The organism is Bradyrhizobium sp. CCGUVB14 (genome assembly GCF_024199935.1).
In the GTDB taxonomy this organism is placed as follows: domain Bacteria; phylum Pseudomonadota; class Alphaproteobacteria; order Rhizobiales; family Xanthobacteraceae; genus Bradyrhizobium.
Genome location: NZ_JANADS010000001.1, coordinates 9,051,506 through 9,074,117, shown reverse-complemented (window position 1 = coordinate 9,074,117; position 22,612 = coordinate 9,051,506). Strand labels below are relative to the sequence as shown.

Annotated in this window: 18 protein-coding genes; 11 read left to right on the top strand and 7 right to left on the bottom strand. The window is 65.1% G+C overall.

The features are described from left to right. Positions 1–99: 99 nt before the first annotated feature. Positions 100–354 carry a hypothetical protein gene (locus tag NLM32_RS42460; protein ID WP_254134592.1) on the bottom strand — a complete coding sequence of 85 codons (255 nt, stop codon included), beginning with the start codon at positions 352–354 and terminating at the stop codon, positions 100–102. Between the two features lie 134 nt (positions 355–488). Between NLM32_RS42460 and NLM32_RS42455 the strand changes: the two genes are divergently transcribed. From NLM32_RS42455 to NLM32_RS42445, 3 genes are read left to right on the top strand one after another with little or no spacing between them, the layout of a single operon-like run. Beyond that, entirely contained in the window at positions 489–2,570 is a 2,082-nt protein-coding gene (locus NLM32_RS42455) for a M3 family metallopeptidase (RefSeq protein ID WP_254134591.1), read from the top strand. Between the two features lie 5 nt (positions 2,571–2,575). Beyond that, the gene (locus tag NLM32_RS42450) at positions 2,576–3,208 is read left to right on the top strand and encodes a DUF1007 family protein (RefSeq protein WP_254134590.1); all 633 of its coding nucleotides are present in this window, start codon (positions 2,576–2,578) and stop codon (positions 3,206–3,208) included. Continuing rightward, positions 3,205–4,329, top strand: coding sequence for a nickel/cobalt transporter (locus tag NLM32_RS42445; protein ID WP_254134589.1), 1,125 nt, complete (start codon positions 3,205–3,207; stop codon positions 4,327–4,329). Before NLM32_RS42450 ends, NLM32_RS42445 begins: the two co-directional genes overlap by 4 nt. A 179-nt stretch (positions 4,330–4,508) precedes the next feature. On the opposite strand, the gene NLM32_RS42440 is transcribed toward NLM32_RS42445, so the two are convergent. Next, on the bottom strand, positions 4,509–4,907 hold the full coding sequence (locus NLM32_RS42440) for an MAPEG family protein (protein WP_254134588.1): 399 nt from the start codon (positions 4,905–4,907) through the stop codon (positions 4,509–4,511). 82 nt (positions 4,908–4,989) lie between these two features. Here NLM32_RS42440 and hemH point away from each other — a divergent pair, with 82 nt between their 5' ends. From hemH to NLM32_RS42425, 3 genes are all read left to right on the top strand, one after another. Then, complete coding sequence (hemH, locus tag NLM32_RS42435; RefSeq protein WP_254134587.1) at positions 4,990–6,027, top strand: ferrochelatase; 1,038 nt, start codon at positions 4,990–4,992, stop codon at positions 6,025–6,027. 11 nt (positions 6,028–6,038) lie between these two features. Continuing rightward, positions 6,039–7,004 (top strand): ABC transporter substrate-binding protein, encoded by a 966-nt coding sequence (locus tag NLM32_RS42430; protein ID WP_254134586.1) that lies wholly within the window; start codon positions 6,039–6,041, stop codon positions 7,002–7,004. Positions 7,005–7,211: 207 nt separating this feature from the next. Next, positions 7,212–8,219: an SPFH domain-containing protein gene (locus tag NLM32_RS42425; protein ID WP_254134585.1), complete on the top strand. Its 1,008-nt coding sequence runs from the start codon at positions 7,212–7,214 to the stop codon at positions 8,217–8,219. A gap of 42 nt (positions 8,220–8,261) precedes the next feature. On the opposite strand, the gene NLM32_RS42420 is transcribed toward NLM32_RS42425, so the two are convergent. After that, positions 8,262–9,641 carry a transposase gene (locus NLM32_RS42420; RefSeq protein ID WP_254128549.1) on the bottom strand — a complete coding sequence of 460 codons (1,380 nt, stop codon included), beginning with the start codon at positions 9,639–9,641 and terminating at the stop codon, positions 8,262–8,264. 115 nt (positions 9,642–9,756) lie between these two features. On the opposite strand from NLM32_RS42420, the gene NLM32_RS42415 reads away from it, so the two are divergent. Together NLM32_RS42415 and NLM32_RS42410 are read left to right on the top strand one after the other, a co-directional pair. Continuing rightward, a complete protein-coding gene (locus NLM32_RS42415) occupies positions 9,757–10,041 on the top strand; it encodes a hypothetical protein (protein WP_254106310.1) in 285 nt (94 codons plus the stop codon). Between the two features lie 121 nt (positions 10,042–10,162). Then, positions 10,163–10,606 carry an NfeD family protein gene (locus NLM32_RS42410; protein ID WP_254134584.1) on the top strand — a complete coding sequence of 148 codons (444 nt, stop codon included), beginning with the start codon at positions 10,163–10,165 and terminating at the stop codon, positions 10,604–10,606. A gap of 43 nt (positions 10,607–10,649) precedes the next feature. Here NLM32_RS42410 and NLM32_RS42405 read toward each other — a convergent pair whose 3' ends face one another. Next, the gene (locus tag NLM32_RS42405) at positions 10,650–10,976 is read right to left on the bottom strand and encodes a helix-turn-helix domain-containing protein (RefSeq protein ID WP_254134583.1); all 327 of its coding nucleotides are present in this window, start codon (positions 10,974–10,976) and stop codon (positions 10,650–10,652) included. Positions 10,977–11,060: 84 nt separating this feature from the next. On the opposite strand from NLM32_RS42405, the gene NLM32_RS42400 reads away from it, so the two are divergent. Next, positions 11,061–11,612 carry a carboxymuconolactone decarboxylase family protein gene (locus tag NLM32_RS42400; RefSeq protein WP_254134582.1) on the top strand — a complete coding sequence of 184 codons (552 nt, stop codon included), beginning with the start codon at positions 11,061–11,063 and terminating at the stop codon, positions 11,610–11,612. 155 nt (positions 11,613–11,767) lie between these two features. Here NLM32_RS42400 and NLM32_RS42395 read toward each other — a convergent pair whose 3' ends face one another. After that, on the bottom strand, positions 11,768–12,769 hold the full coding sequence (locus NLM32_RS42395) for an SIS domain-containing protein (protein ID WP_254134581.1): 1,002 nt from the start codon (positions 12,767–12,769) through the stop codon (positions 11,768–11,770). 193 nt (positions 12,770–12,962) lie between these two features. Between NLM32_RS42395 and NLM32_RS42390 the strand changes: the two genes are divergently transcribed. Continuing rightward, positions 12,963–14,708, top strand: a complete 1,746-nt coding sequence (locus tag NLM32_RS42390) for an outer membrane beta-barrel protein (protein WP_254134580.1) — start codon at positions 12,963–12,965, stop codon at positions 14,706–14,708. Positions 14,709–14,876: 168 nt separating this feature from the next. Here NLM32_RS42390 and NLM32_RS42385 read toward each other — a convergent pair whose 3' ends face one another. Together NLM32_RS42385 and gltB are read right to left on the bottom strand one after the other, a co-directional pair. Then, positions 14,877–16,328, bottom strand: coding sequence for a glutamate synthase subunit beta (locus NLM32_RS42385; protein ID WP_254134579.1), 1,452 nt, complete (start codon positions 16,326–16,328; stop codon positions 14,877–14,879). A 155-nt stretch (positions 16,329–16,483) separates the two neighbouring features. Further along, positions 16,484–21,217, bottom strand: a complete 4,734-nt coding sequence (gene gltB / locus NLM32_RS42380; RefSeq protein ID WP_254134578.1) for a glutamate synthase large subunit — start codon at positions 21,215–21,217, stop codon at positions 16,484–16,486. A gap of 492 nt (positions 21,218–21,709) precedes the next feature. On the opposite strand from gltB, the gene NLM32_RS42375 reads away from it, so the two are divergent. Continuing rightward, entirely contained in the window at positions 21,710–22,504 is a 795-nt protein-coding gene (locus NLM32_RS42375) for a hypothetical protein (protein ID WP_254134577.1), read from the top strand. The last annotated feature ends 108 nt before the right edge of the window (positions 22,505–22,612 follow it).

Sequence of the window (22,612 nt, the reverse complement as noted above, 5' to 3'; positions counted from 1 at the left end):
CTAACATCTGCTTGCGCGGTGTTGCGCGAGCGACGCGGAAGATGAATGCGCGTTAAGTTTTCTGTGTCGTGCGCGTGACTCAGACGCGCGCGAGGAGCGTCAGCCGCGCTTGAAGAACGGCTCGACGCGCTGAGCGGCGCGGATGAAGGCGGTCATCACCAGCACGCCGAGTGCGAACAGCACGGCCTGGAGGATGTGCGCGCCCTGGTCGCCGAGTCCGAACAGAATCGCGAGCGCCCAGCCGCCGGCAAACGCCGCGCCGAACACCTCGGCGCCGATCAGGATGGCGGCGCTGATGACGGTGATGACGCTCGGCCAGACGATCTGACGGGAAGACGAGGAGGGCGCGTTCATGGGCATAGGGGTCCGTGGCTTCGAGGGCCGCAATCTCCCCGAAAAGGCGGGCGGGAGCAAGGCCAAATGGCCCAAAAAAGCCCCATGGCGTGCTAAGCTGGACCCAACAAATCGGCTCAAAAAACGGACTTGCGATGTCAGATCCCCGCCAAACCACGGACTCCGAGACCAACCCGCTGCTGAAGGCCTGGGTGACGCCGTTTGCGACCCCGCCTTTCAACGAGATCACGCCGGAGCACTTCCTGCCCGCCTTCGAGCAGGCCTTCGCCGATCACTCCGCCGAGATCGCGGCGATCACCAACGATCCCGCCACGGCCGACTTCGCCAACACCATCACGGCGCTGGAGCGTTCCGGCAAGCTGCTCAGCAAGGTCGCCTCCGTGTTCTACGACCTGGTCTCGGCGCATTCCAACCCGACCATCCTGGACATCGACAAGGAGGTCTCCTTGCGGATGGCGCGGCACTGGAATCCGATCATGATGAACGCCGTGCTGTTTGGCCGCATCGCCCAGCTGCACGAGAACCGCGCCAATCTCGGCCTCAACCCGGAGCAGCTCCGCCTGCTGGAGCGCACCTACACCCGCTTCCACCGCGCCGGCGCCGGCCTCTCCGACGAGGCCAAGACGCGCATGGCCGAGATCAACGAGAAGCTGGCCCAGCTCGCGACCGGCTTCAGCCATCACCTGCTCGGCGACGAGCAGGACTGGTTCATGGAGTTGGGGGAGGCCGACCGCCAGGGCCTGCCGGAGAGCTTTGTGGCCGCCGCCAGGGCTGCGGCAGAAGATCGCGGCATGGAAGGCAAGGCCATCGTGACGCTGTCGCGCTCCTCGACCGAGCCGTTCCTGAAGAGCTCGGCGAGGCGTGACCTGCGCGAGAAGGTCTACAAGGCCTTCACCGCGCGCGGCGACAACGGCAATTCCAACGACAACAACACGACCATCGGCGAGATCCTGAAGCTGCGCGAGGAGAGTGCCATACTGTTGGGCTACCCGACCTTCGCCGCCTACCGTCTCGAAGACTCCATGGCCAAGACGCCGGATGCGGTTCGCGGCCTGCTCGAGCGGGTCTGGAAGCCGGCCCGGGCCCGGGCGCTCGCCGACCGCGACGAGATGCAGGCGCTGATCACGGAGGAGGGCGGCAATTTCAAGCTCGCGCCCTGGGACTGGCGCTTCTACGCCGAAAAGCTCCGCCTGCAGCGCGCCAATTTCGACGACGCCGCGATCAAGCCCTATCTGACGCTCGACCACATGATCGGCGCCGCCTTCGACTGCGCCACCCGCCTGTTCGGCATCACTTTTGCGGAGCGCAAGGACGTGCCGGTCTGGCACCCGGATGTCCGGGTCTGGGAGGTGAAGGGCCCCGACGGCAAGCACAAGGCGCTGTTCTACGGCGACTACTATGCCCGGCCGTCGAAGCGCTCCGGCGCCTGGATGACCTCGCTGCGCGACCAGCAGAAACTCGACGGCGAGATCGCGCCGCTCGTCATCAATGTCTGCAATTTTGCCAAGGGCACGGGCGCCGAGCCCTCGCTGCTATCGCCCGACGATGCCCGCACCCTGTTCCACGAGTTCGGCCACGGCCTGCACGGCATGCTCTCCAACGTCACCTACCCGTCGCTGTCGGGCACCTCGGTGTTCACCGACTTCGTCGAGCTGCCCTCGCAGCTCTACGAGCACTGGCAGGAGCGGCCCGAGGTGCTGCAGCAGTTCGCCCGCCACTACCAGACCGGCGAGCCGCTGCCGGACGATCTGCTCAAGCGCTTCCTTGCCGCGCGCAAGTTCAACCAGGGCTTTGCCACCGTCGAGTTCGTCTCCTCGGCGCTGGTGGATCTCGAATTCCACTCCCAGCCTGCCGCGGCCGTGCAGGACGTCCGCGCCTTCGAGAAGAAGGAGCTCGAGAAGATCGGCATGCCCGAGGAAATCTCGATGCGGCACCGGCCCACGCAATTCGGCCACATCTTCTCCGGCGATCATTATGCCGCGGGCTACTACAGCTACATGTGGTCGGAGGTGATGGATGCCGACGCCTTCGGCGCCTTCGAGGAGGCCGGCAACATCTTCGATCCCGCGGTCGCAAAACGCCTGCACGACGACATCTATTCGAGCGGCGGATCGGTCGATCCGGAAGCGGCCTACGAGGCCTTCCGCGGCCGCCCGCCCGAGCCCGACGCGCTGCTCCGTCGTCGCGGCCTGCTCGACGACGCCAAGGCGGCCTGACCGGCATGCGTGCCCTGTTGGGATGCCTGCTCGCCGCTGCAATCACGTTCGCCGCGCCTGCGGCGAGCGCGCATCCGCATGTCTGGATCACGGCGACCAGCGAGCTGCTCTATGCCGAGGACGGCTCGATTACCGGCGTCCGCCACGCCTGGACCTTCGACGACATGTTCTCGGCCTATGCAGTGCAGGGGCTCGAAGCCAAGAAGAAGGGGGCCTATACGCGCGAGGAGCTGGGGCCGCTGGCGCAGACCAATGTCGAGTCGCTGAAGGAATATGCCTACTTCACCTTTGCGCGAGCCGACGGCAAGAAGGAGCGCTTCGGCGAGCCGGTCGACTATTATCTCGACTACGAGGATACGGTGCTGACCCTGCACTTCACCTTGCCGCTGAAGACGCCGCTCAAGCCGAAGCAACTGATGCTGGAAGTGTTCGACCGCTCCTTCTTCATCGATTTCCAGATGGCCAAGGACAATCCGGTCAAGCTGGTCGGCGCGCCGGCCGGCTGCCAGATGAAGCTCGATCGTCCCAGCGACGGCACAGCGACCGCGCAGAAGCTCAACGAGCAGACCTTCATGGACGGCCCGAATGCCAATTTCGGCATGATGTTCGCCAACAAGATCACGGTGGATTGCCCTTGAAGCCGCATCTCTCGCCGCTCATGCGCGGGCTCCTCGCCTGTGCCGCTGTTCTCCTTGTCGTCGGCCTGGCCGATGCCGCGATCCACGATGTCTTGGCGCAAAACCCGTTCGGCGCGCCGAAACAGGCGCCTGCCGCCGAGCCGGAGGCCAGCGGCCTGATCGGCTGGCTCTTGGCAAAGCAGTCGGAATTCTATCGCCAGATGTCGTCGACGATCCGCGCCGCCAAGACCGACGGCTCGGCCGTGTGGACGCTGCTCTTCATCTCGTTTGCCTACGGCATCTTCCATGCCGCCGGTCCCGGCCACGGCAAGGCGGTGATTGCCTCCTATCTCGTCGCCAACCGCGAGACCGCGCGGCGTGGCATCGCGCTGTCCTTTGCCTCGGCGCTGATGCAGTCGTTGGTGGCGATCCTGATCGTCGGCATCTCGGCCTGGATCCTGAATGCGACGGCCAAGACCATGTGCAAGGCGGAGGGCGCGATCGAGATCGCAAGCTACGGCCTGATCGCGCTGTTCGGCCTGCGGCTGGTCTGGGTCAAGGGCCGCACCTTCATCCGCGCGCTCCAGGCGACGCAACCGGTGCCGGCGATCGCCGGCGTGCCGCATGACCATCACGATCACGGCCATCACCATCACCATGATGCGCATGATCATCATCACCACGATCACGGCCATGATCACCATGACCATGGTCACGCCCATGCGCATCATGCTCATGACCACGTCCACGACGAGCACTGCGGCCATTCCCATGGCCCCACGCCGAGCGAGCTCGCGGGCCCCGGCGGCTGGCGGCGCGGCTTTGCCGCGATCCTGACCGTCGGCATCCGCCCCTGTTCCGGTGCGATCCTGGTGCTGGTGTTCGCGCTCGCCCAGGGCCTGTTCTGGGCCGGCATCGCCGCGACCTTCCTGATGGGGCTCGGCACCGCGATCACCGTCGCGGCCATCGCCGTGATTGCCGTCTCCGCGAAGGACATCGCCGGCCGCCTGAGCGGAGCCCGCGACGGCGGCGGCGCGCTGTTCATGCGCGGCATCGAATTCGCCGCTGCCGCCCTCGTGCTGCTGTTCGGCGCAGGCCTGTTGCTTGGCTATGTCGCGGCCGAGCGGACGACGTGTTTCTGAAGCAGAGCTTTCTTCACCCTCCCCTGGAGGGGGAGGGTCGGCTCATATTGAGCGCAGCGAAATGTGAGACGGGGTGGGGTGATCTCTCAGCACGGGCAGTGTGCGATGTGGAGAGACCGTCACCCCACCCCGCTCGCGCTGCGCGCGATCGACCCTCCCCCTCCAGGGGAGGGTAAGAGTCACACCGGCAAAAACCGCTTCAGCAGCGGCATGAAGAAAATCCCGAGATTGATCGCAAAGCCGATGCTCCAGAGGATCGAGCGGAGCGTCGGGCGGTTGCCGAGATAGGTCAACACATAGGCGATCCGCACGATCAGGAACAGCACCGCGAGCTCGTCGACCAGGCGCTGCGGCGAGTCCCGGAATTCGGCGAGCAGCACGGCAAAGGCAAAGAACGGAAACGTCTCGATCCCGTTCTGATGCGCGCCGAGCGCACGCTGCGCGATCGCGTCCTGATAGAACGCGGGATCGCGCGGCCGGGAATTGTCGAAGCCGCGAAACCGGATCCATTTGATCGAGACGATCGTCAAGAGATAGAGCAGCAGCGCTCCAAATATGCACCATTCCGCGAGTGTCATCTTCCCTCCCCCGCTTGGGCGCGACCCTAGCGAAACCGGGCTCATCTTGACAAGTTCGGGGCAACGCGCGACCCAACGGATCATGACGACCGTCACCCCCATCCAGGCCACGAAACCGGCTGTGCCGTCAGCCCAGCCACGCGTCGGCGTGCTGCTGGTCAATCTCGGTACGCCCGACACCGCCGATGCCCCCGGCGTGCGGGTCTATCTCAAGGAATTTCTGTCGGATGCCCGCGTCATCGAGGACCAGGGCCTGATCTGGCAGCTGGTGCTGAACGGCATCATCCTGCGCAGCCGTCCCCGCACCAAGGCGCTCGACTACCGGAAGATCTGGAACAACGAGCGAAACGAGTCGCCGCTGAAGACCATCACACGCTCGCAGAGCGACAAGCTCGCCGCCGCGCTGTCGGACCGCGTCCATGTCGTGGTGGATTGGGCGATGCGCTATGGCAATCCCTCGATCAAGGCGGGTATCGATGCACTCATCGCCAAGGGTTGCGACCGGATCCTCGCCGTGCCCCTCTATCCGCAATATTCCGCCTCGACCTCGGCGACCGTCTGCGACGAGGTGTTCCGCGTGCTCGCCCGCCTGCGCAATCAGCCGACGCTGCGGGTGACGCCGCCTTATTACGCGGACGATGCCTATATCGAGGCGCTCTCGGTCTCGATCGAGACGCATCTGGCGACGCTGCCGTTCAAGCCCGAGCTGATCGTCGCCTCTTTCCACGGCATGCCGAAATCCTATGTCGACAAGGGCGATCCCTATCGGAGCCACTGCATCGCCACGACCGAAGCGCTGCGCCGCCGGCTCGGCATGGACGACACCAAGCTGCTCCTGACCTTCCAGTCGCGCTTCGGCAATGACGAGTGGCTGCAGCCTTACACCGACAAGACGATGGAGCGTCTCGCCAGGGAAGGCGTGCGCCGCATCGCGGTGGTGACGCCGGGCTTCTCCGCCGACTGCCTGGAAACGCTGGAGGAGATCGCGCAGGAGAATGCCGAGATCTTCAAGCACAATGGCGGCGAGCAGTTTTCCGCGATCCCCTGCCTCAACGACAGCGATCCCGGCATGGACGTGATCCGGACGCTGGTGCTGCGCGAACTTCAGGGCTGGATCTGATGATGTCTCCCATGAACCGCCGCGACTATCTGGCGCTTCTTGGGATGCTTGCGGCATGGCCGGCTTCGGTGCTGGCGCAGCAGCCGAATGCACCGCGCCGGCTGGGCGTGCTCTCGGTCACGGCCGACGACGTGATCGGGCAGGCCCGCCTCGCCGAGGCGCTCGCCGTCCACGGCTGGAGGGAGCAAGACAATATCAAGGTCGATTGGCGCAGCGGGGCCGGCGATCGTGCTCCCATCGCTCCGCTTGCCGACGAGCTGATCGCGCTGAAGCCCGATGTCCTGCTCGCGATCGGCACGCCCTCGGTGGAGGAGCTGCGCCAGCGCACGACGACGATTCCCATCGTGTTCGCCGTCGTCACCGATCCCGTCAGCCAGGGCTTTGTGCAAAATCTCGCTCATCCCGGCGGCAACATCACCGGCTTCACCGACTATGACGGCCCGCTCGCCGGAAAATGGCTGGAGATGCTGACGCAGGTCACGCCAAAAGTGTCCCGCGTTTTCGTCGTCTACAATCCCGCCACCGCCCCGTTCGCGCCCCTGATGCTGCGCACGCTCGAGGATGCCGCGCGCACGCTTCATGTCACGGTAGAGCCCGCGCCGGTGCACGATGCCGCCTCGATCGCGACGCTGGCCTCGCGCAGGGACGGCGCGCTCCTGGTGCTGCCCGACTTCTTCACCATGGCCAATCGTGCGCAGCTGCTGGCGGCAATCAATGAGGCACGCGCGCCGGCGGTGTTCTGGAGTCGCGTCTTCGTCGATGAGGGCGGTCTGATGTCCTACAGCACGGACAGCGCCGAGCAGTTGCGGCGCGCCGCCTCCTATATCGATCGCATCCTGAAAGGCGCGATGCCTGCGGACCTGCCGGTCCAGAACCCCACCAAGTTCGAGCTCGCCGTCAACCTGAAAACGGCCAAGGCGCTCGGCGTCATGCTTTCTCCAGGCCTGCTCGCAATCGCAAACGACGTCATCGAATAGCGACGCAATCGTTAACCTTTGCCGCTAGGTCTGCGCCTGGAGGCTTTCAAGGGCCCTTCTTAAATACATAATCGTGAGCGTTCCCTCTCGTCGCGTCTTGTGCAGAATGGTGTGGATGCCGACCTGAAAAGCGACCGCTGAACCGGTAGGGTCCTGGTCCCGACCAATGGCAGCGCGGGAAGGGTCTGGTCCCGCCTTGGAGGAAATATGAGCGGTTTCGATATTTTCGCGATTGTTCTGGTGTTGCTCGTCATCGTCACGCTGATTGCCGGCGTGAAAACAGTGCCGCAGGGCTATGACTGGACCATCGAACGGTTCGGCAAATACACCCAGACGCTGAGCCCCGGGCTCAATCTGATCGTGCCTTATTTCGATCGCGTCGGGCGCAAGATCAACATGATGGAGCAGGTGATCGACATTCCCGAGCAGGAGGTCATCACCAAGGACAACGCCACCGTGACGGTGGACGGCGTCGCCTTCTTCCAGGTGTTCGATGCGGCGAAGGCGAGCTACGAGGTCGCCAATCTGACGCAGGCGATCACGGTTTTGACCATGACCAACATCCGCTCGGTGATGGGTTCGATGGATCTCGACCAGGTGCTGTCGCACCGCGACGAGATCAACGAGCGCCTGCTGCGCGTGGTCGACGCCGCGGTCTCGCCCTGGGGCGTCAAGGTCAACCGCATCGAGATCAAGGACATCGTGCCGCCGGCCGATCTCGTCGAAGCGATGGGCCGGCAGATGAAGGCCGAGCGCGTCAAGCGTGCCGACATTCTCGCCGCCGAAGGTCAGCGCCAGTCCGAGATCCTGCGCGCCGAAGGCGCCAAGCAGGGCCAGATCCTTCAGGCCGAAGGTCGTCGCGAAGCCGCCTTCCGCGACGCCGAGGCACGCGAGCGTCTGGCCGAAGCCGAAGCCAAGGCGACGCTGGCGGTGTCGGACGCGATCGGCAAGGGCGACGTCGCCGCACTGAACTATTTCATCGCCGACAAATATATCAAGGCATTCGGCCAGTTCGCGGACGCGCCGAACCAGAAGATCATCATGCTGCCGATGGAAGCAACCTCCATGCTCGGCTCGCTCGCCGGCATCGGCGAGATCGCGAAGGCGACGTTCGGCGAAAGTGCGGCATCTGCGGCCGCCGCCGCGCGCCGTACCAGCTCGGTACCGGCGACCGGCGGCACGACGCCGCCGGCGGTCCCGCCGCGGCAGGGGTAAGGAACGGCGCATGATCTTCCGCTAAGCTCGACTTTGGCCGATTTATGCGGCGTAGGCGAGCGCGTTCTCCATCCGGCGCCAGATATGGCGCGGAATTTCTATACTGTTCCGGCGCGGCCGGGACATGAAAGAAATCTGATGAGCCCATATTTGGCGTCGGACGGATGCGATCGCATCGCTAAAGGTCAGCGCGGCTTTTGGATACCAAGCCGCGGTTCTGGGCTTGAGCTTTTGTGCCTTGGCGAGGTCGTGGGTCCATAGCGTGACGATGGAGTAGAGGCCGAGCAAGATCGGGGTAGTGCGCAGAATGGCTTTGTCCGACCATTGGCGCTGGGTCTCGACACCGAGGTGAGCGCGAACTTCCTCGAAGGTGACTTCGACCTGCCAGCGACTGACGAACCAGGCGAGGATGTCGCGGGGAAGAGCGTTGAGATCGGTCGCCAGGAAGGCCTGCGGGTCGAACTCGCCGGTTGGGTCGCGGACGAGAAGCCAGCGGATCGGTACCGGCGGAACGCCGCCGCGATACCACAGCGCGGTGCCGGTTGCGATCTCGACAATGCGATTGGTTCGGCCGTACCAGAGACTGACCCGGTAGCGCGTCCAGGACACGTTGCGATCCTTGAGGATGGCAGAGAGTTTTTTGTGGGGCTTACCTCGGATTGGAGGGCGGCCACGACCTTTGCGCTTTGGTCGGGGAAATTCGAACAGGTTGGCATCGAGGCGCAGGCGGGTGACAATGCAGACATGCTTGCGCACTGCGGCAAGGAACTCGATGGCCGCAAAGGCGCTGTCGGCGACCAGGACAATATATCGATCGGGCAGCCAACGATGGATTTGCCAAGCAGCCTGGCGGGCCCAATCGAGCAGCGTCTTGGGCGAGCGCGATTTGCCGTCATAGAAGCGTTTGGAGGGGGCGAGCAGTGTGAGGAAGGGCAGCGCCATGATGCGATCGGCCCACGGCACGCGCACCAACAACATGGCGGAAAGCCAGCGCAGACCGCTGGCTTTGACGAAGTGCCCCTTGGAGGAGCGCACCGGGTCGCGATAGATGCCGCGGGCGCTGATCTTGGGTCCCCAGCGTCGCTCGATGGTGTCATCGAGCCCGATCACCACTGGCTCGCCGGCCGCCACGAAGACCTTGATCAGCAGGAGCAGCAGGCGGCCTGCCGCGGCCCGCGACGACCACGCCGCCCGGTTGAGGACGCGATGGAAAGTACAGAAATCGGGATCGCGCTCTCGCCCGAGGATGCGCAGCGCCGCCGTGACAGTGCGCCGGCCGGGCGCCAGGATAACGCCGGCGAGCAGCATCAGAACATTCGGCCAGGTAGGACGCGTGAACAGATCGGTGAAGACTGCAAGCCGGGCCGCAAAACGCGGCGGCAGCGGATCGCAAGAGCGGGGAAGAAGACGGGCGTGTTGCATCCCATCGGTAGAATCGGCATGTTGAATCGCAGCAACCTCGTCCAGCTGCGACAAATTGAATCGGCAAACCGATCCACTCTGGCCCGCGCGGCACCGATCGAGCACATTGAGCGCTATGGCAAAATCCGACCCAACGCTTGCCCAGATTGCTGCTCAGTTCACGCATCACGACATAGAAAAGAGCCGTAGCGGTTATTTAGTTATCAACCGTCGGACTTCAAATCCGGTCGCACGGCTGCGCCCCATTCCAGATACCGATCGCTTCGAGCTCTTCTACTGGTCGAACGTGAAGGGGCGCTGGACAACGTTTGGCAATATGGGGCGCATGAAACTCATGCTCACGAGCGCTCATGAAATCGTCGAGAACGATCCCATGTTCAGGGGTCCGCGTACCCCATGAACGAGTTCAAAATTGGCCAAAGTCAAGCTAAGGTCATGCGCGAATATCTGGAGCGCATGCCCCGGAAAAGTGGAGACCGGGTTTCCGACAAGGGCATGCGCTAATATAAAGAGGTCGTGTCATGACCGACATGTTCGTATCGCTCGGCACCTGGAACTGGCTGATCTTCGGCTTCATCCTGATGGCGCTGGAGGTGATTGCGCCGGGCGTGTTTCTGTTCTGGCTCGGGCTGGCTGCGTTGCTGGTCGGCCTGATCTCGTTCGCTATGCTCATATCCTGGCAGATCCAGCTCGTGATGTTCGCGGTGTTCGCTGCCGCCGCCGTTCCGGTGTGGCGCCGGCTCGCCCGGCCGAAGCCGGATGCCAGCGCCAGCCCCTTCCTCAACAGGCGCACCGAGGCGCTGCTCGGCCGCGAGTTCACGCTGGAGAAGCCGATCATCGACGGCAACGGCACCGTCCGCATCGGCGACACGGTCTGGCGCGTGGCCGGCCCGGACACGCCGGCGGGAACGCGGGTGAAGGTGGTCCAGGTGGACGGCGTCAATCTGACGGTGGCCGCGGCGTAGTTCGATTCTTACCCTCCCCCTGCAGGGGAGGGTAAGCGGAGCTCTACTTCTTCCACCTCTCCGCAAACCTGTGCAGCGGCATGAACGTCTCGCACAGCTCTCGCCCCAGCGGCGTCAGCCCATAGCCGCCGCCGTCGCCGAGCTCCACAAAGCCGGCCTCGCGCAGCTCCGTCAGCCGCGCCTGCAGCACTGTCGGCGAAGCCTCGTCGCAGGCCGTGCGCAGTGCGCGGGAGGTGAGGGGGGCGTCGCGCAATTCCCAGAGGATGCGAAGGGTCCAGCGCTGGCCGAGGAGGTCGAGCAGCGCCATGATCGGCCGTCCGCTGCGCGAGCCGCGCACGCTGCGTGTTTTGGAGCTGGCCTGCTTTGCCATTGAAGCTCTCCTGGAAGCCCTCTTGCGCATTGCTACAGAAAGTGTAGCGTATTGCTACGATAAATGTAGCAAGGGAGGCGCCCCATGTCCCAGCCGACGCCGCGTATCGCTCCGCTCGATCAGCCTTATCCCCCGGATATCCAGGCGCAGTTCGACCGCATCATGCGCGGCGCGCCGCCGCTGGTGCTGTTCCGGGTGATGGCCGGCCACACCCGCGCCTGGGACAAGTTTCGCGCCGGCGGGCTTCTTGATCCGGGTCCACTCTCCCTGCGCCAGCGCGAGATCGTCATCGACCGCACCGGCGCGCTGAACAAATGCGAATATGAATGGGGCGTGCATGTCGCGATCTTCGCGGGCCCGGCGGGCCTTACCGAGGAAGACGTGCGGGCGACTGTCGAGGGCGATGCGAGTTCATCCTGCTGGTCGCCGGCCGAGCAGGCCCTGATCGCGGCGGTGGACGCTCTGCACACCAGAGCGACCTTCACCGACGCCGAGTTTTCCGCGCTGTCGGCGCATTACGACGAGGCGCAGATTCTGGAGGTCATGCTGCTGTGCGGCTTCTATCGCACGGTGTCGTATCTCGCGAACGGCTTGCGGCTGCCGCTGGAGGAGAAAGCGGCGCGGTTTCCGGCGTAGACTCCCTCGCCCCGCTTGCGGGGAGAGGGTTGGGGTGAGGGGGAGTCTCCGCGGGGGAGGTGATGGTTGGACTCGTGGAGAGTCCCCCTCACCCGGAATACCCGCGTGCCGCGCGTATTCCGGCCTCTCTCCGCAGGCGGGGAGAGGCGAAGAAACTACGCCACGCCCGCCCGCAGCAGATCGTGCAGATGCACGATGCCCACCACCTTGTCCGCCTCGGTCACGACCAGCGTCGTGATCTTGCGGGTGTTCAGCACCTCGATCATCTCGCTGGCGAGCATCGAGGGCGGTACGGTCTTCGGCTGCCGTGTCATGATGTCGTCGACCGACACCGTCAGCAGGTCCGGCCGCATGTGACGGCGCAAATCGCCGTCGGTGATGATGCCGACGGCCTCGTTCGCGGCGTTGACGATGCAGACGCAGCCAAGGCCCTTGGCGGACATCTCCATCACCGCGTCCGACATCTTGGTGCCTTCAGGCTTGACCGGGATCTCCGCGCCGGTGCGCATGTAATCGCGGACGAATTTCAGCATTGCCCCCAGCTTGCCGCCCGGATGGAAGTGCGCGAACTCCAGCGCGGTGAAGCCGCGGCCTTCGAGCAGCGCAATCGCGATGGCATCGCCGATCGCGACCTGCATCATGGTCGAAGTGGTCGGTGCCAGATTGTGCGGGCAGGCCTCGCGCGCCCTCGGCAGCTCGAGCACGATGTCGGCGGCCTGGCCCAGCGAGGACGCCGCGTTCGACGTCAGTGCGATCATCGGGATCGCGAAGCGCGCCGAGTAGTTGACGAGGGTTTTCATCTCCGGCTGCTCGCCGGACCAGGACAGCGCCATGATGACGTCGTCGGTGGTGATCATGCCGAGGTCGCCATGGGCGGCTTCGGCGGTGTGGACGAAGAAGGCCGGCGTGCCGGTCGAGGCGAGGGTCGCGGCGATCTTGCGCGCCATGTGGCCGGACTTGCCGAGTCCGGTGACGATGACGCGGCCCTTGGCGTTGCGGATCAGATCGACCGCCCTGGCGAAGGCTTCACCGAGCGGGCCGCGCAGGGCGGCCGCGAGCGCGTTGATGCCGCCGCTCTCGGTCTCCAGTGTGCGGAGCGCGGATTCGACGCTGGCGGGGGCGGATGATGGGGTCATCAGCGGTTTCGAACTCGGCATGTTCTGGTCCAGGGAAGGGGGGCGTCGGCCCGTTGGCCGCCTGCTTAGCACGCCCCGGCCCGTGAGGCGACGCGGGCCCGTAAGCCCTCAACCGGTCATTAACCATAATTGTTTTAACTCCATTAACGATGGTTCCCGCGAGCCGGTGGGAGGTCATCGTGAAAGTATTTGATTTCGTTGGAGTTATTCCATCGTGGGGTCGCCTCCAGGTAGGGGCCGGAGCAGTCGCGCGCACGTCTTTCGCGCCGCTTTGCCGTGCCTGCTGCTGACCGCGCTGGAAAGCGCGCCGGCGGCCGCCCAGAGCGTCACGCCCGACCTGTTCAATCCCACCCGCGGTGGCTTTGCCGCGCCTGACACGCTGCCGACGCGGCGTACGGCCGGTGTGCCGCAGGCGCCGTCGGATGCGATCCCGGCACCGCCGGATCCCAACGACGATCCGCGCAAGAAAAGCGATGCACCCGCGACCTCGCGCGTCGGCCAGGTCCCGACCTATGGCCTGCCCGCAGCGAACGGCGCGAGCAGCTCCGGTTACGACTCGCTCAATCGCAAGCGCCAGCAGCCAAAACTCTATCCGGGCCAGCCGAAGCCGAAGAAGCCCGTAGGTCCGGGCTCGCCGGTGCCGTCCGCAACACCGACGCTGTCGCCTCTCGGTGCGCCGCGCATTGCGCCGCCGCCGTCGGAGACTGCGAACAAGGCGCCGTTGCCGCCGGCGATGGCAGGCACCGTGCCCGGTCAGCCGCAGCGTCGTCGCCTCAAGGTCGATGACGACGCGTTCGGCGCGGTCGGCGATTACGCCGGCAGTTTTCTGATCAAGGGCGGGCTCGAGCTGTCCACCGGCTACGACACCAATCCTGCGCGCCTGCAGAAGCCGGTCGGCTCGCCGGTCTATGTCGTTGCGCCCGATCTTCTCGTCATGTCCGACTGGGAACGCCACGCGCTGGTCGCTGACCTGCGCGGCTCGTTCTCGGGCTACACCAACAACATGCCGGCGACGATCGACGGCCTTGCCTCGCCGTCGCCGGTCGAGATCAACCGTCCCGATTTCACCGGCCATGTCGACGGCCGCTTCGACGTCGATCGCGATCTCAAGCTGACCTCGCAATTCCGTCTGCGGCTCGCCACCGACAATCCCGGCAGCCCCAACGTGCAGGCCGGCCTGCAGAAATATCCTGTCTACGCCACCTATGGCGGCACCTTCGGCTTCGACCAGACCTTTAACCGCTTCCAGGTCGCCGCCGGCGCCACCATCGATCGCACGGCCTATACGGATTCAAAACTCACCGACGGTTCGACCTTCAGCAACGACGATCGCGACTTCAACCAGTATGGTGGCGTCGGGCGTTTCTCCTACGAGCTGAAGCCGGGCCTCAAGCCCTTCGTCGAGATCGAGGGCGACAACCGGGTCCACGACCAGGCCGCCGATCGCAACGGCTATTTGCGCGATTCAACCGGCGGCTACGCCAAGGTCGGCTCGTCCTTCGAGTTCTCGCGCATCCTCACCGGCGAAATCTCGGTCGGCTACTCCGCGCGCAACTATGTCGACCCGCGGCTGAGCCAGCTCTCGGGCTTCCTGACCTCGGGCTCGCTGATCTGGAACGCGAGCGGGCTGACGACGGTGAAATTCAACACCGACACCCAGATCGCGGAAACCACGATCCCCGGCTCCTCCGGCGTGCTGGTGCACACCTATGCTGCCGAGGTCGATCACGACTTCCGCCGCTGGCTCACCGCGATCGGCAAGTTCACCTACGGCACCTACGACTACCAGGGCCAGAATCGCAACGACAAGACCTACTCGATCGAAGGCAATCTGATCTACAAGCTCAACCGCAACGTCTGGATCAAGGGCACACTGCGCCACGACATCCTGGATTCGAACCAGCCGGGCTCGAGCTCGCAGGGGACGGTGGTGATGCTGGGCGTGAGGTTGCAGAATTAAGGGGCGGCGAGGGCGTTGCCACTCACTCCGCTGTCGTGCCCCGGCTTGACCGGGGCATCCAGTACGCCGCGGCCCATCCGCATACGTTTGACGTCTCTGGAATACTGGATCGCCCGGTCAAGCCGGGCGATGACACCGTTTGCCAATTTGGCGGCCGAGCAAAAAAACTCAGCGCGGCAGATCCGTCTTCCCCATCAGGAACGTATCGATCGACCGTGCGCACAGCCGGCCTTCGCGGATGGCCCAGACCACCAGCGACTGGCCGCGGCGCATGTCGCCGGCGGAGAACACGTTCGGGCGCGAGGTCTGGTAGTCCAGCGTGTTGGCCTTGACGTTGCCGCGCGGGTCGAGGTCGACCGCGAGCTGCTTCAACAGGCCCTCGTGCACGGGATGGACGAAGCCCATCGCGAGCAGGACCAGCTCGGCGTCGAGCTCGAACTCGGTGCCTTCGATCGGCTTGAACTTGTCGTCGACGCGCACGCAGTGCAGCTTCTTGACCTTGCCGTTCTCGGCCGTGAACTTTTGCGTCAGCACCGCGTATTCGCGGACCGCGCCTTCGGCCTGGCTCGACGACGTCCGCATCTTCAGCGGCCAGTTCGGCCAGGTCAGGCCCTTATTCTCGCGCTCGGGCGGGGCGGGCATGATTTCGAGCTGGGTCACCGAGAGCGCGCCCTGGCGCAGCGAGGTGCCGATGCAGTCGCTTCCGGTGTCGCCGCCGCCGATGACGACGACATGCTTGCCGCCGGCCAGGATCTCGGTGACGCCGTTGAGGGGTTCGCTGGAGACGCGGCGGTTCTGCTGCGGCAGGAAGTCCATCGCGTAGTGGATGCCGTCGAACTCGCGGCCGGGGATCGGCAGGTCGCGCGGGGCTTCCGCGCCGCCGGTCAGTGCGATCGCGTCGTACTGGTTGAGCATCTCGCGCGGATCGACATTGCCGTCGACGCCGACATGGCTGTTGTAGTGGAAGGTGACGCCTTCGCCTTCCATCTGCTTGACGCGGCGATCGATGACGCCCTTCTCCATCTTGAAGTCGGGAATGCCGTAGCGCAGCAGGCCGCCGGCCTTGGCGAACTTCTCGAACAGGTGCACGTCGTGGCCGGCGCGCGCGAGCTGTTGCGCGCAGGCCATGCCGGCCGGACCCGAGCCGATCACGGCGACCTTCTTGCCGGTCTTCACCGCGGCGACTTCAGGCTTCAGCCAGCCATTGTCCCAGGCGCGGTCGACGATCGCGCATTCGATCGTCTTGATGGTGACCGGGTTGTCGTCGATGTTGAGCGTGCAGGACGCTTCGCACGGCGCAGGGCAGATGCGGCCGGTAAACTCCGGGAAATTGTTGGTCGAGTGCAGGTTGCGCGAGGCTTCTTCCCAATTGCCCTGATAGACGAGGTCGTTGAAGTCAGGGATCTGGTTGTTGACCGGGCAGCCGGGCGTGCCCGGCGCGACCGAGCCGGTGCCATGGCAATAGGGAATGCCGCAGTTCATGCAGCGCGCGGCCTGGTCGCGCGTTTCCTTCTCGGTCAAGGGAACGACGAACTCGTTGTAATGCTTCACGCGCTCGGCGACCGGGGTGTACTTGCGGTCATGCCGTTCGATTTCAAGAAAACCCGTGATCTTGCCCATTAAACCCGAAGTCCCTGCCGCTTGGTCGTTTGGTCTCTAGCTAGACCCTCATCCTGAGGAGCGCGGAACGCGCGTCTCGAAGGATGAAGGCCCGGCTGGTGGTCTCATGGTTCGAGACGGCGCTTTCGCACCTCCTCACCATGAGGCTCTTGTATTTACGCCCCGATCGCGATTTTCGGCTCGGCGTCCGCGTTGGCGGCCATCTCGCGCAGCGCGCGCCGGTACTCGACCGGCATCACCTTGCGGAATTTGGGCAGCCAGTCCTTCCAATTGGCAAGGATGTCGGCGGCGCGCTTGGAGCCGGTCGCCTTGGCGTGGCGCGAGATCAGGACGTGCAGCCGCTCGACGTCGGAATCGAGCAGGTTCTTGAACACGTCGACCCGGCCGTGCGCCTCGAGGTCACCGGAGTGGTGATAGGTGCCGGCGTTGATCAGCTCTTCCGACAGCACCGGCTCGAGCTCGACCATCGCCATGTTGCACAGCTTGTCGAAGTCGCCGGTCTCGTCGAGCACATAGGCGATGCCGCCCGACATGCCGGCTGCGAAGTTGCGTCCGGTCTTGCCGAGCACGACGACGATGCCGCCGGTCATGTATTCGCAGCAATGATCGCCCGCGCCTTCGACGACGGCGACCGCGCCCGAGTTGCGCACGGCGAAACGTTCGCCGGCGACGCCGCGGAAGTAGCACTCGCCCTGGATCGCGCCGTACATCACGGTGTTGCCGACGATGATGCTCTCTTCGGGCACGATGCCGCTGTTGGCCGGCGGCTTGACGATGATCTTGCCGCCCGAGAGGCCCTTGCCGACATAGTCGTTGCCTTCACCTTCGAGCTCGAAGGTGACGCCGTTGGCGAGCCACGCGCCGAAGGCCTGGCCGGCCGTGCCCTTGAGGCTGACGTGGATGGTGTCCTGCGGCAGGCCGGCATGGCCGTAGATCTTGGCGACCGCGCCGGACAGCATCGCACCCGCGGAGCGGTTGGTGCTGTTGATCGTGGCCTCGATCTTCACCGGTGCGCCGCGATCGAGCGAGGGCTGTGCCTTCTCGATCAGCGAGCGGTCGAGCACCGCCTCCAGATGATGGTTCTGGCGCTCGGAGTGATAGATCTTCTGGCCCTTCTCTTCCTTCTGCTTGACGAACAGCTTCGAGAAGTCGAGGCCCTTGGCCTTCCAGTGCGCCACCAGCCTGGTCTGGTCGAGCAGCTGAACCTGGCCGATCATCTCGTTGAAGGTGCGGAAGCCGAGCGAGGCCATGATCTCGCGGACTTCTTCCGCGACGAAGAAGAAGTAGTTGATCACGTGCTCGGGCTGGCCGGTGAAGCGCTTGCGCAGGACGGGGTCTTGCGTGGCGACGCCGACCGGGCAGGTGTTGAGATGGCACTTGCGCATCATGATGCAGCCCGCCGCGATCAGCGGCGCGGTGGCAAAGCCGAACTCGTCGGCACCGAGCAGCGCGCCGATCACGACGTCACGGCCGGTGCGGAAGCCGCCGTCGACCTGGACCACGATGCGGCTGCGCAGCCGCTCGCGCACCAGCGTCTGGTGGGTCTCGGCAAGGCCGATTTCCCACGGCGAGCCGGCATGCTTGATCGAGGTTAGCGGCGAAGCGCCGGTGCCGCCCTCGAAGCCCGCGATGGTGACATGGTCGGCGCGCGCCTTGGCGACGCCCGCGGCCACCGTGCCGACGCCGATCTCGGAGACGAGCTTGACCGAAACGTCGCCCGTCGGGTTGACGTTCTTGAGGTCGTAGATCAGCTGCGCCAGATCCTCGATCGAGTAGATGTCGTGGTGCGGCGGCGGCGAGATCAGGCCGACGCCCGGGGTCGAGTGACGCACCTTGGCGATGGTCGCGTCGACCTTGTGGCCGGGCAGCTGGCCGCCTTCGCCGGGCTTGGCGCCCTGCGCCATCTTGATCTGCATCATGTCGGAGTTGACGAGATACTCCGTGGTGACGCCGAAGCGGCCCGAGGCGACCTGCTTGATCGCCGAACGCATGCTGTCGCCGTTCGGCATCGGCTTGAAGCGGTCGGCTTCCTCGCCGCCTTCACCGGTGTTCGACTTGCCGCCGATCCGGTTCATGGCGATCGCCAATGTCGTGTGCGCCTCGCGCGAGATCGAGCCGAAGCTCATCGCGCCGGTGGCGAAACGCTTGACGATGTCCTTGGCCGGCTCGACCTGGTCGAGCGGGATGGGCTTGCGCTTCTCTTCGTCGGCGTTCTTGATCCGGAACAGGCCGCGCAGCGTCAAGAGACGCTCCGACTGCTCGTTGAGGATCTTTGCGAAGGCGCGATAGCGCTCCAGCGAATTGCCGCGGGCGGCATGCTGAAGCAGCCCGACCGATTCCGCGGTCCAGGCATGATCCTCGCCGCGGCTGCGATAGGCGTATTCACCGCCGACATCGAGCGCGGTCTTGTAGACCAGCGCCTCGCCGAACGCGTCGGCATGACGTCGCACCGCTTCTTCGGCGATCTCGGCAAGGCCCACGCCCTCGACGCGGGTGTGCGTGCCGGCGAAGAACTTTGCGACGAAGTCCGCCTTGAGGCCGACCGCGTCGAAGATCTGCGCGCCGCAATAGGACTGGTAGGTCGAGATGCCCATCTTGGACATCACCTTGAGCAGGCCCTTGCCGATCGACTTGATGTAGCGCTTGACGATCTCGTAGTCGTCGAGCGAGCCGGGCAGGCGGTCCTTCATCGCGACGATGGTTTCGAACGCCAGATAAGGATTGATCGCTTCGGCGCCGTAACCGGCCAAGCAGGCGAAGTGATGCACTTCGCGCGGCTCGCCGGATTCGACGACGAGACCGACCGAGGTGCGCAGGCCGGTGCGGATCAGATGGTGATGCACCGAGGCGCAGGCCAGCAGCGACGGGATCGGCACGCGGTCCGTGCCGACCATGCGGTCGGACAGGATGATGATGTTGACGCCCTCGCGCACCGCACTCTCGGCACGCGCGCAGAGCTCGTCGAGCACCTGGTCCATGCCGGCCGCGCCGAGACCGGCGTGGAAGGTCGTGTCCAGCGTGCGCGACTTGAAGTGCGACTCGGCCACCTCCGAGATCGAGCGGATCTTTTCGAGATCGGCATCGGTCAGGATCGGCTGACGCGCTTCCAGACGCTTGGTGGTGGCGAGGCCCTGCAGGTCGAACAGGTTCGGCCGCGGTCCGATGATGGAGACGAGGCTCATCACCAGCTCTTCGCGGATCGGATCGATCGGCGGGTTGGTGACCTGCGCGAAGTTCTGCTTGAAGTAGGTGAACAGCGGCTTGGCCTTGTCCGACAGCGCCGAGATCGGCGTGTCGTTGCCCATCGAGCCCGCGGCTTCCTCGCCGATAGCCGCCATCGGCGTCATCAGGATCGCGATGTCTTCCTGGCTGTAGCCGAATGCCTGCTGGCGATCCAAAAGCGACAGGTTCGAGCGCACCCCGGTGGTCGGCACCTTCGGCAGCTCTTCCAGCACGATCTGGGTCCGCTCCAGCCACTCCTTGTAGGGATGGCTCCGGGCGAGCTCGGCCTTGATCTCGTCGTCGGGGATCAGGCGGCCCTGCTCGAGGTCGACCAGCAGCATCTTGCCGGGCTGCAGGCGCCACTTGGTGATGATCTGGTCCTCGGGGATGGTCAGCACGCCCATTTCGGACGCCATCACGATGCGGTCGTCCTTGGTCACGAGATAGCGCGCCGGCCGCAGGCCGTTGCGGTCGAGCGTGGCGCCGATCTGGCGGCCGTCGGTGAACGCGATCGCGGCCGGGCCGTCCCACGGCTCCATCAGGGCGGCGTGATATTCGTAGAAGGCGCGGCGCTTCTCATCCATCAGGGGATTGCCGGCCCACGCCTCCGGAATCATCATCATGACGGCGTGCGGCAGCGAGTATCCGCCCTGCACCAGGAACTCGAGCGCGTTGTCGAAGCAGGCGGTGTCCGACTGGCCTTCATAGGAAATGGGCCAGAGCCGGTTGATGTCCTTGCCGTACAGCTCGGAACTCACCGAGGCCTGGCGCGCCGCCATCCAGTTGGTGTTGCCGCGCAGCGTGTTGATCTCGCCGTTGTGCGCGATCATGCGGTAGGGATGCGCCAGCGACCACGCCGGGAAGGTGTTGGTCGAGAAGCGCTGGTGAACGAGCGCGAGCGCGCTCTCGAAATCCTTCTCGTGCAGATCGGGATAATACTTGCCGAGCTGGTCGGCGAGGAACATGCCCTTGTAGATCACCGTGCGGCAGGACATCGAGCACGGGTAATAGCCCGCAAGCCCGCGGTCGCGGCGCTGGTAGATCGCCTGCGAGATCGACTTGCGCAGGATGTAGAGCCGGCGCTCGAACTCGTCCTCGGTCTTGGCCACCCCGTTGCGGCCGATGAACACCTGCATGCAGGCGGGCTCGGTCGGCTTCACGGTGACGCCGAGCGAGGAATTGTCGGTCGGCACGTCGCGCCAGCCGAGCAGGGTCAGGCCCTCTTCCTTGATCTGGTCGGCGATGATGCTCTTGATGACGTTGCGCCAGGCGGTGTCGCGCGGCATGAACAGCGCGCCGATGGCGTATTCGCCGGGCGCGGGCAGCGCGAAGCCGAGCTCCTTGGCCTTGCGGCTGAAGAAGGCGTGCGGGATCTGCACCAGGATGCCGGCGCCGTCACCGGCGCGCGGGTCGGCGCCGACGGCGCCGCGATGCTCGAGATTGCAGAGGATGTTGAGCGCGTCCGAGACGATCTCGTGGGACTTCTTGCCCTTGATGTTGGCGATGAAGCCGACGCCGCAGGAGTCTTTCTCCAGGCTCGGATCGTAGAGGCCCTCGGCCGGCGGGCGTGAATTGTGTTCCTGAATCGGATCGGTCGTTTTCGAGGCGACCGTCGCCGACAGCTCTTCTGCCACGATGTTTGCGCGCTCGAATTGCGACCCGTTCATTGTTCCAATCCTCTCCATGCGGCAAGCTGCCTCACCGCTATCTTCGGCGCACCTTGGGCGTTCCGCGGCACCCGCCTCTGGGTCACCGCTCGTCCGTTGCGAGCCGCATTTTCTTAAATTCAGGCCTAGGCGTTCTTCGTCCCCGAGAACGGCTTTGCCTGGTACCTTGCCGGCGCTCGAAAGTGCCGGTTTTCGCTGCAATCCCTGTGCCGGAATCGCGAGCAAAATTGAGACAGTCTTCCTGTCCTAACCATCACCTTGCCAAATTTTTGTCTATCACACAAGCGCGTGGAAGTCCCGATTCCCGATATGTCAATCAATCGCTTTCCGAAAGTTGCGCGGCCCCGGTTTTGAAGCAAACGCGCCCTGTTCCGGCCCAAGCGCCGCCGAAATCCCGGATGAAGCTTCACCTCAGCCCTTCGGAAGGCGCGCCACGCCGCAAGAAGCGAAAGAGCGCGACCCTCCGAACGGCCTGACAGGAGCGTGTCGACCATGAAGTTTTTCACAGGATGTGTGGCCGCGGCCACGCTGGCGCTGGCTGCAACCGTTGCTCAGGCCCAGGTTCCGGCGAGCGGTATGTCCGGCGGGGCCATGATTGCGGTGTCGGATTTCGAGGGACCCTACGGGCCGCCGGTCGTCGCGCCCCCGCCACAGCCGCGTTACGGCCAAGGCTACGGTTACGGCCAAGGCTACGGTTACGGCTATGGCTATGAGGAGCGCGGCCCGGCCCCGGCGTTGCTGCCGGCCACCGAGGTCTATGCGGTGCTGCGCGAGAACGGCTTCTCGCCGCTCGGCATCCCGCGCCTGCGCGGCGCCGTCTACACCATCGCGGTGATCGACCGTCGCGGCGACGACGGCCGGCTCGTGATCGATGCCCGGGACGGAAGAATTTTGCGCTTCATGCCGGCCGCTGATGCCTATGGCATGGCGCCGGCCTATGAGGAGCCTTCGGTTGCACCTTACCGGCCGCAAAGCGCGCTGCCGCCGCCGACCATGGTCCGTGGCGGCCCGCCGCGCCCGCCGGCGTCGATCCCGCATGTCGCCAGCCGCACCGTCCCGTTGCCGAAGGCGGCTCCGCCGCGCGCCGAGACCCCGGTGGCTGCCGCGAAGCCCGTCGAGCAGGCGGCGCAGCCTGCCCAGGCGCCGCAAGCGCAGCCTACGCAGCAGACGGCCGCCGCGCAGCCCAAGCCCGCCGAGGCCGCGCCGCAGGCAACCGTCGGTCAGGCCAAGCAGCCAGCAACGATCCAGCCGACGCAGGAGATGCCCGCGGCACAGGGGCTGGATTGATCTGCTGCGGTTAGTGAGACGCGAGCTGGCGCAACACTCATAGTGTCGTCCCGGCGAACGCCGGGATCCATACCGCGAGGTCTATCGATTTCGGCTGGTGTGAGTCCC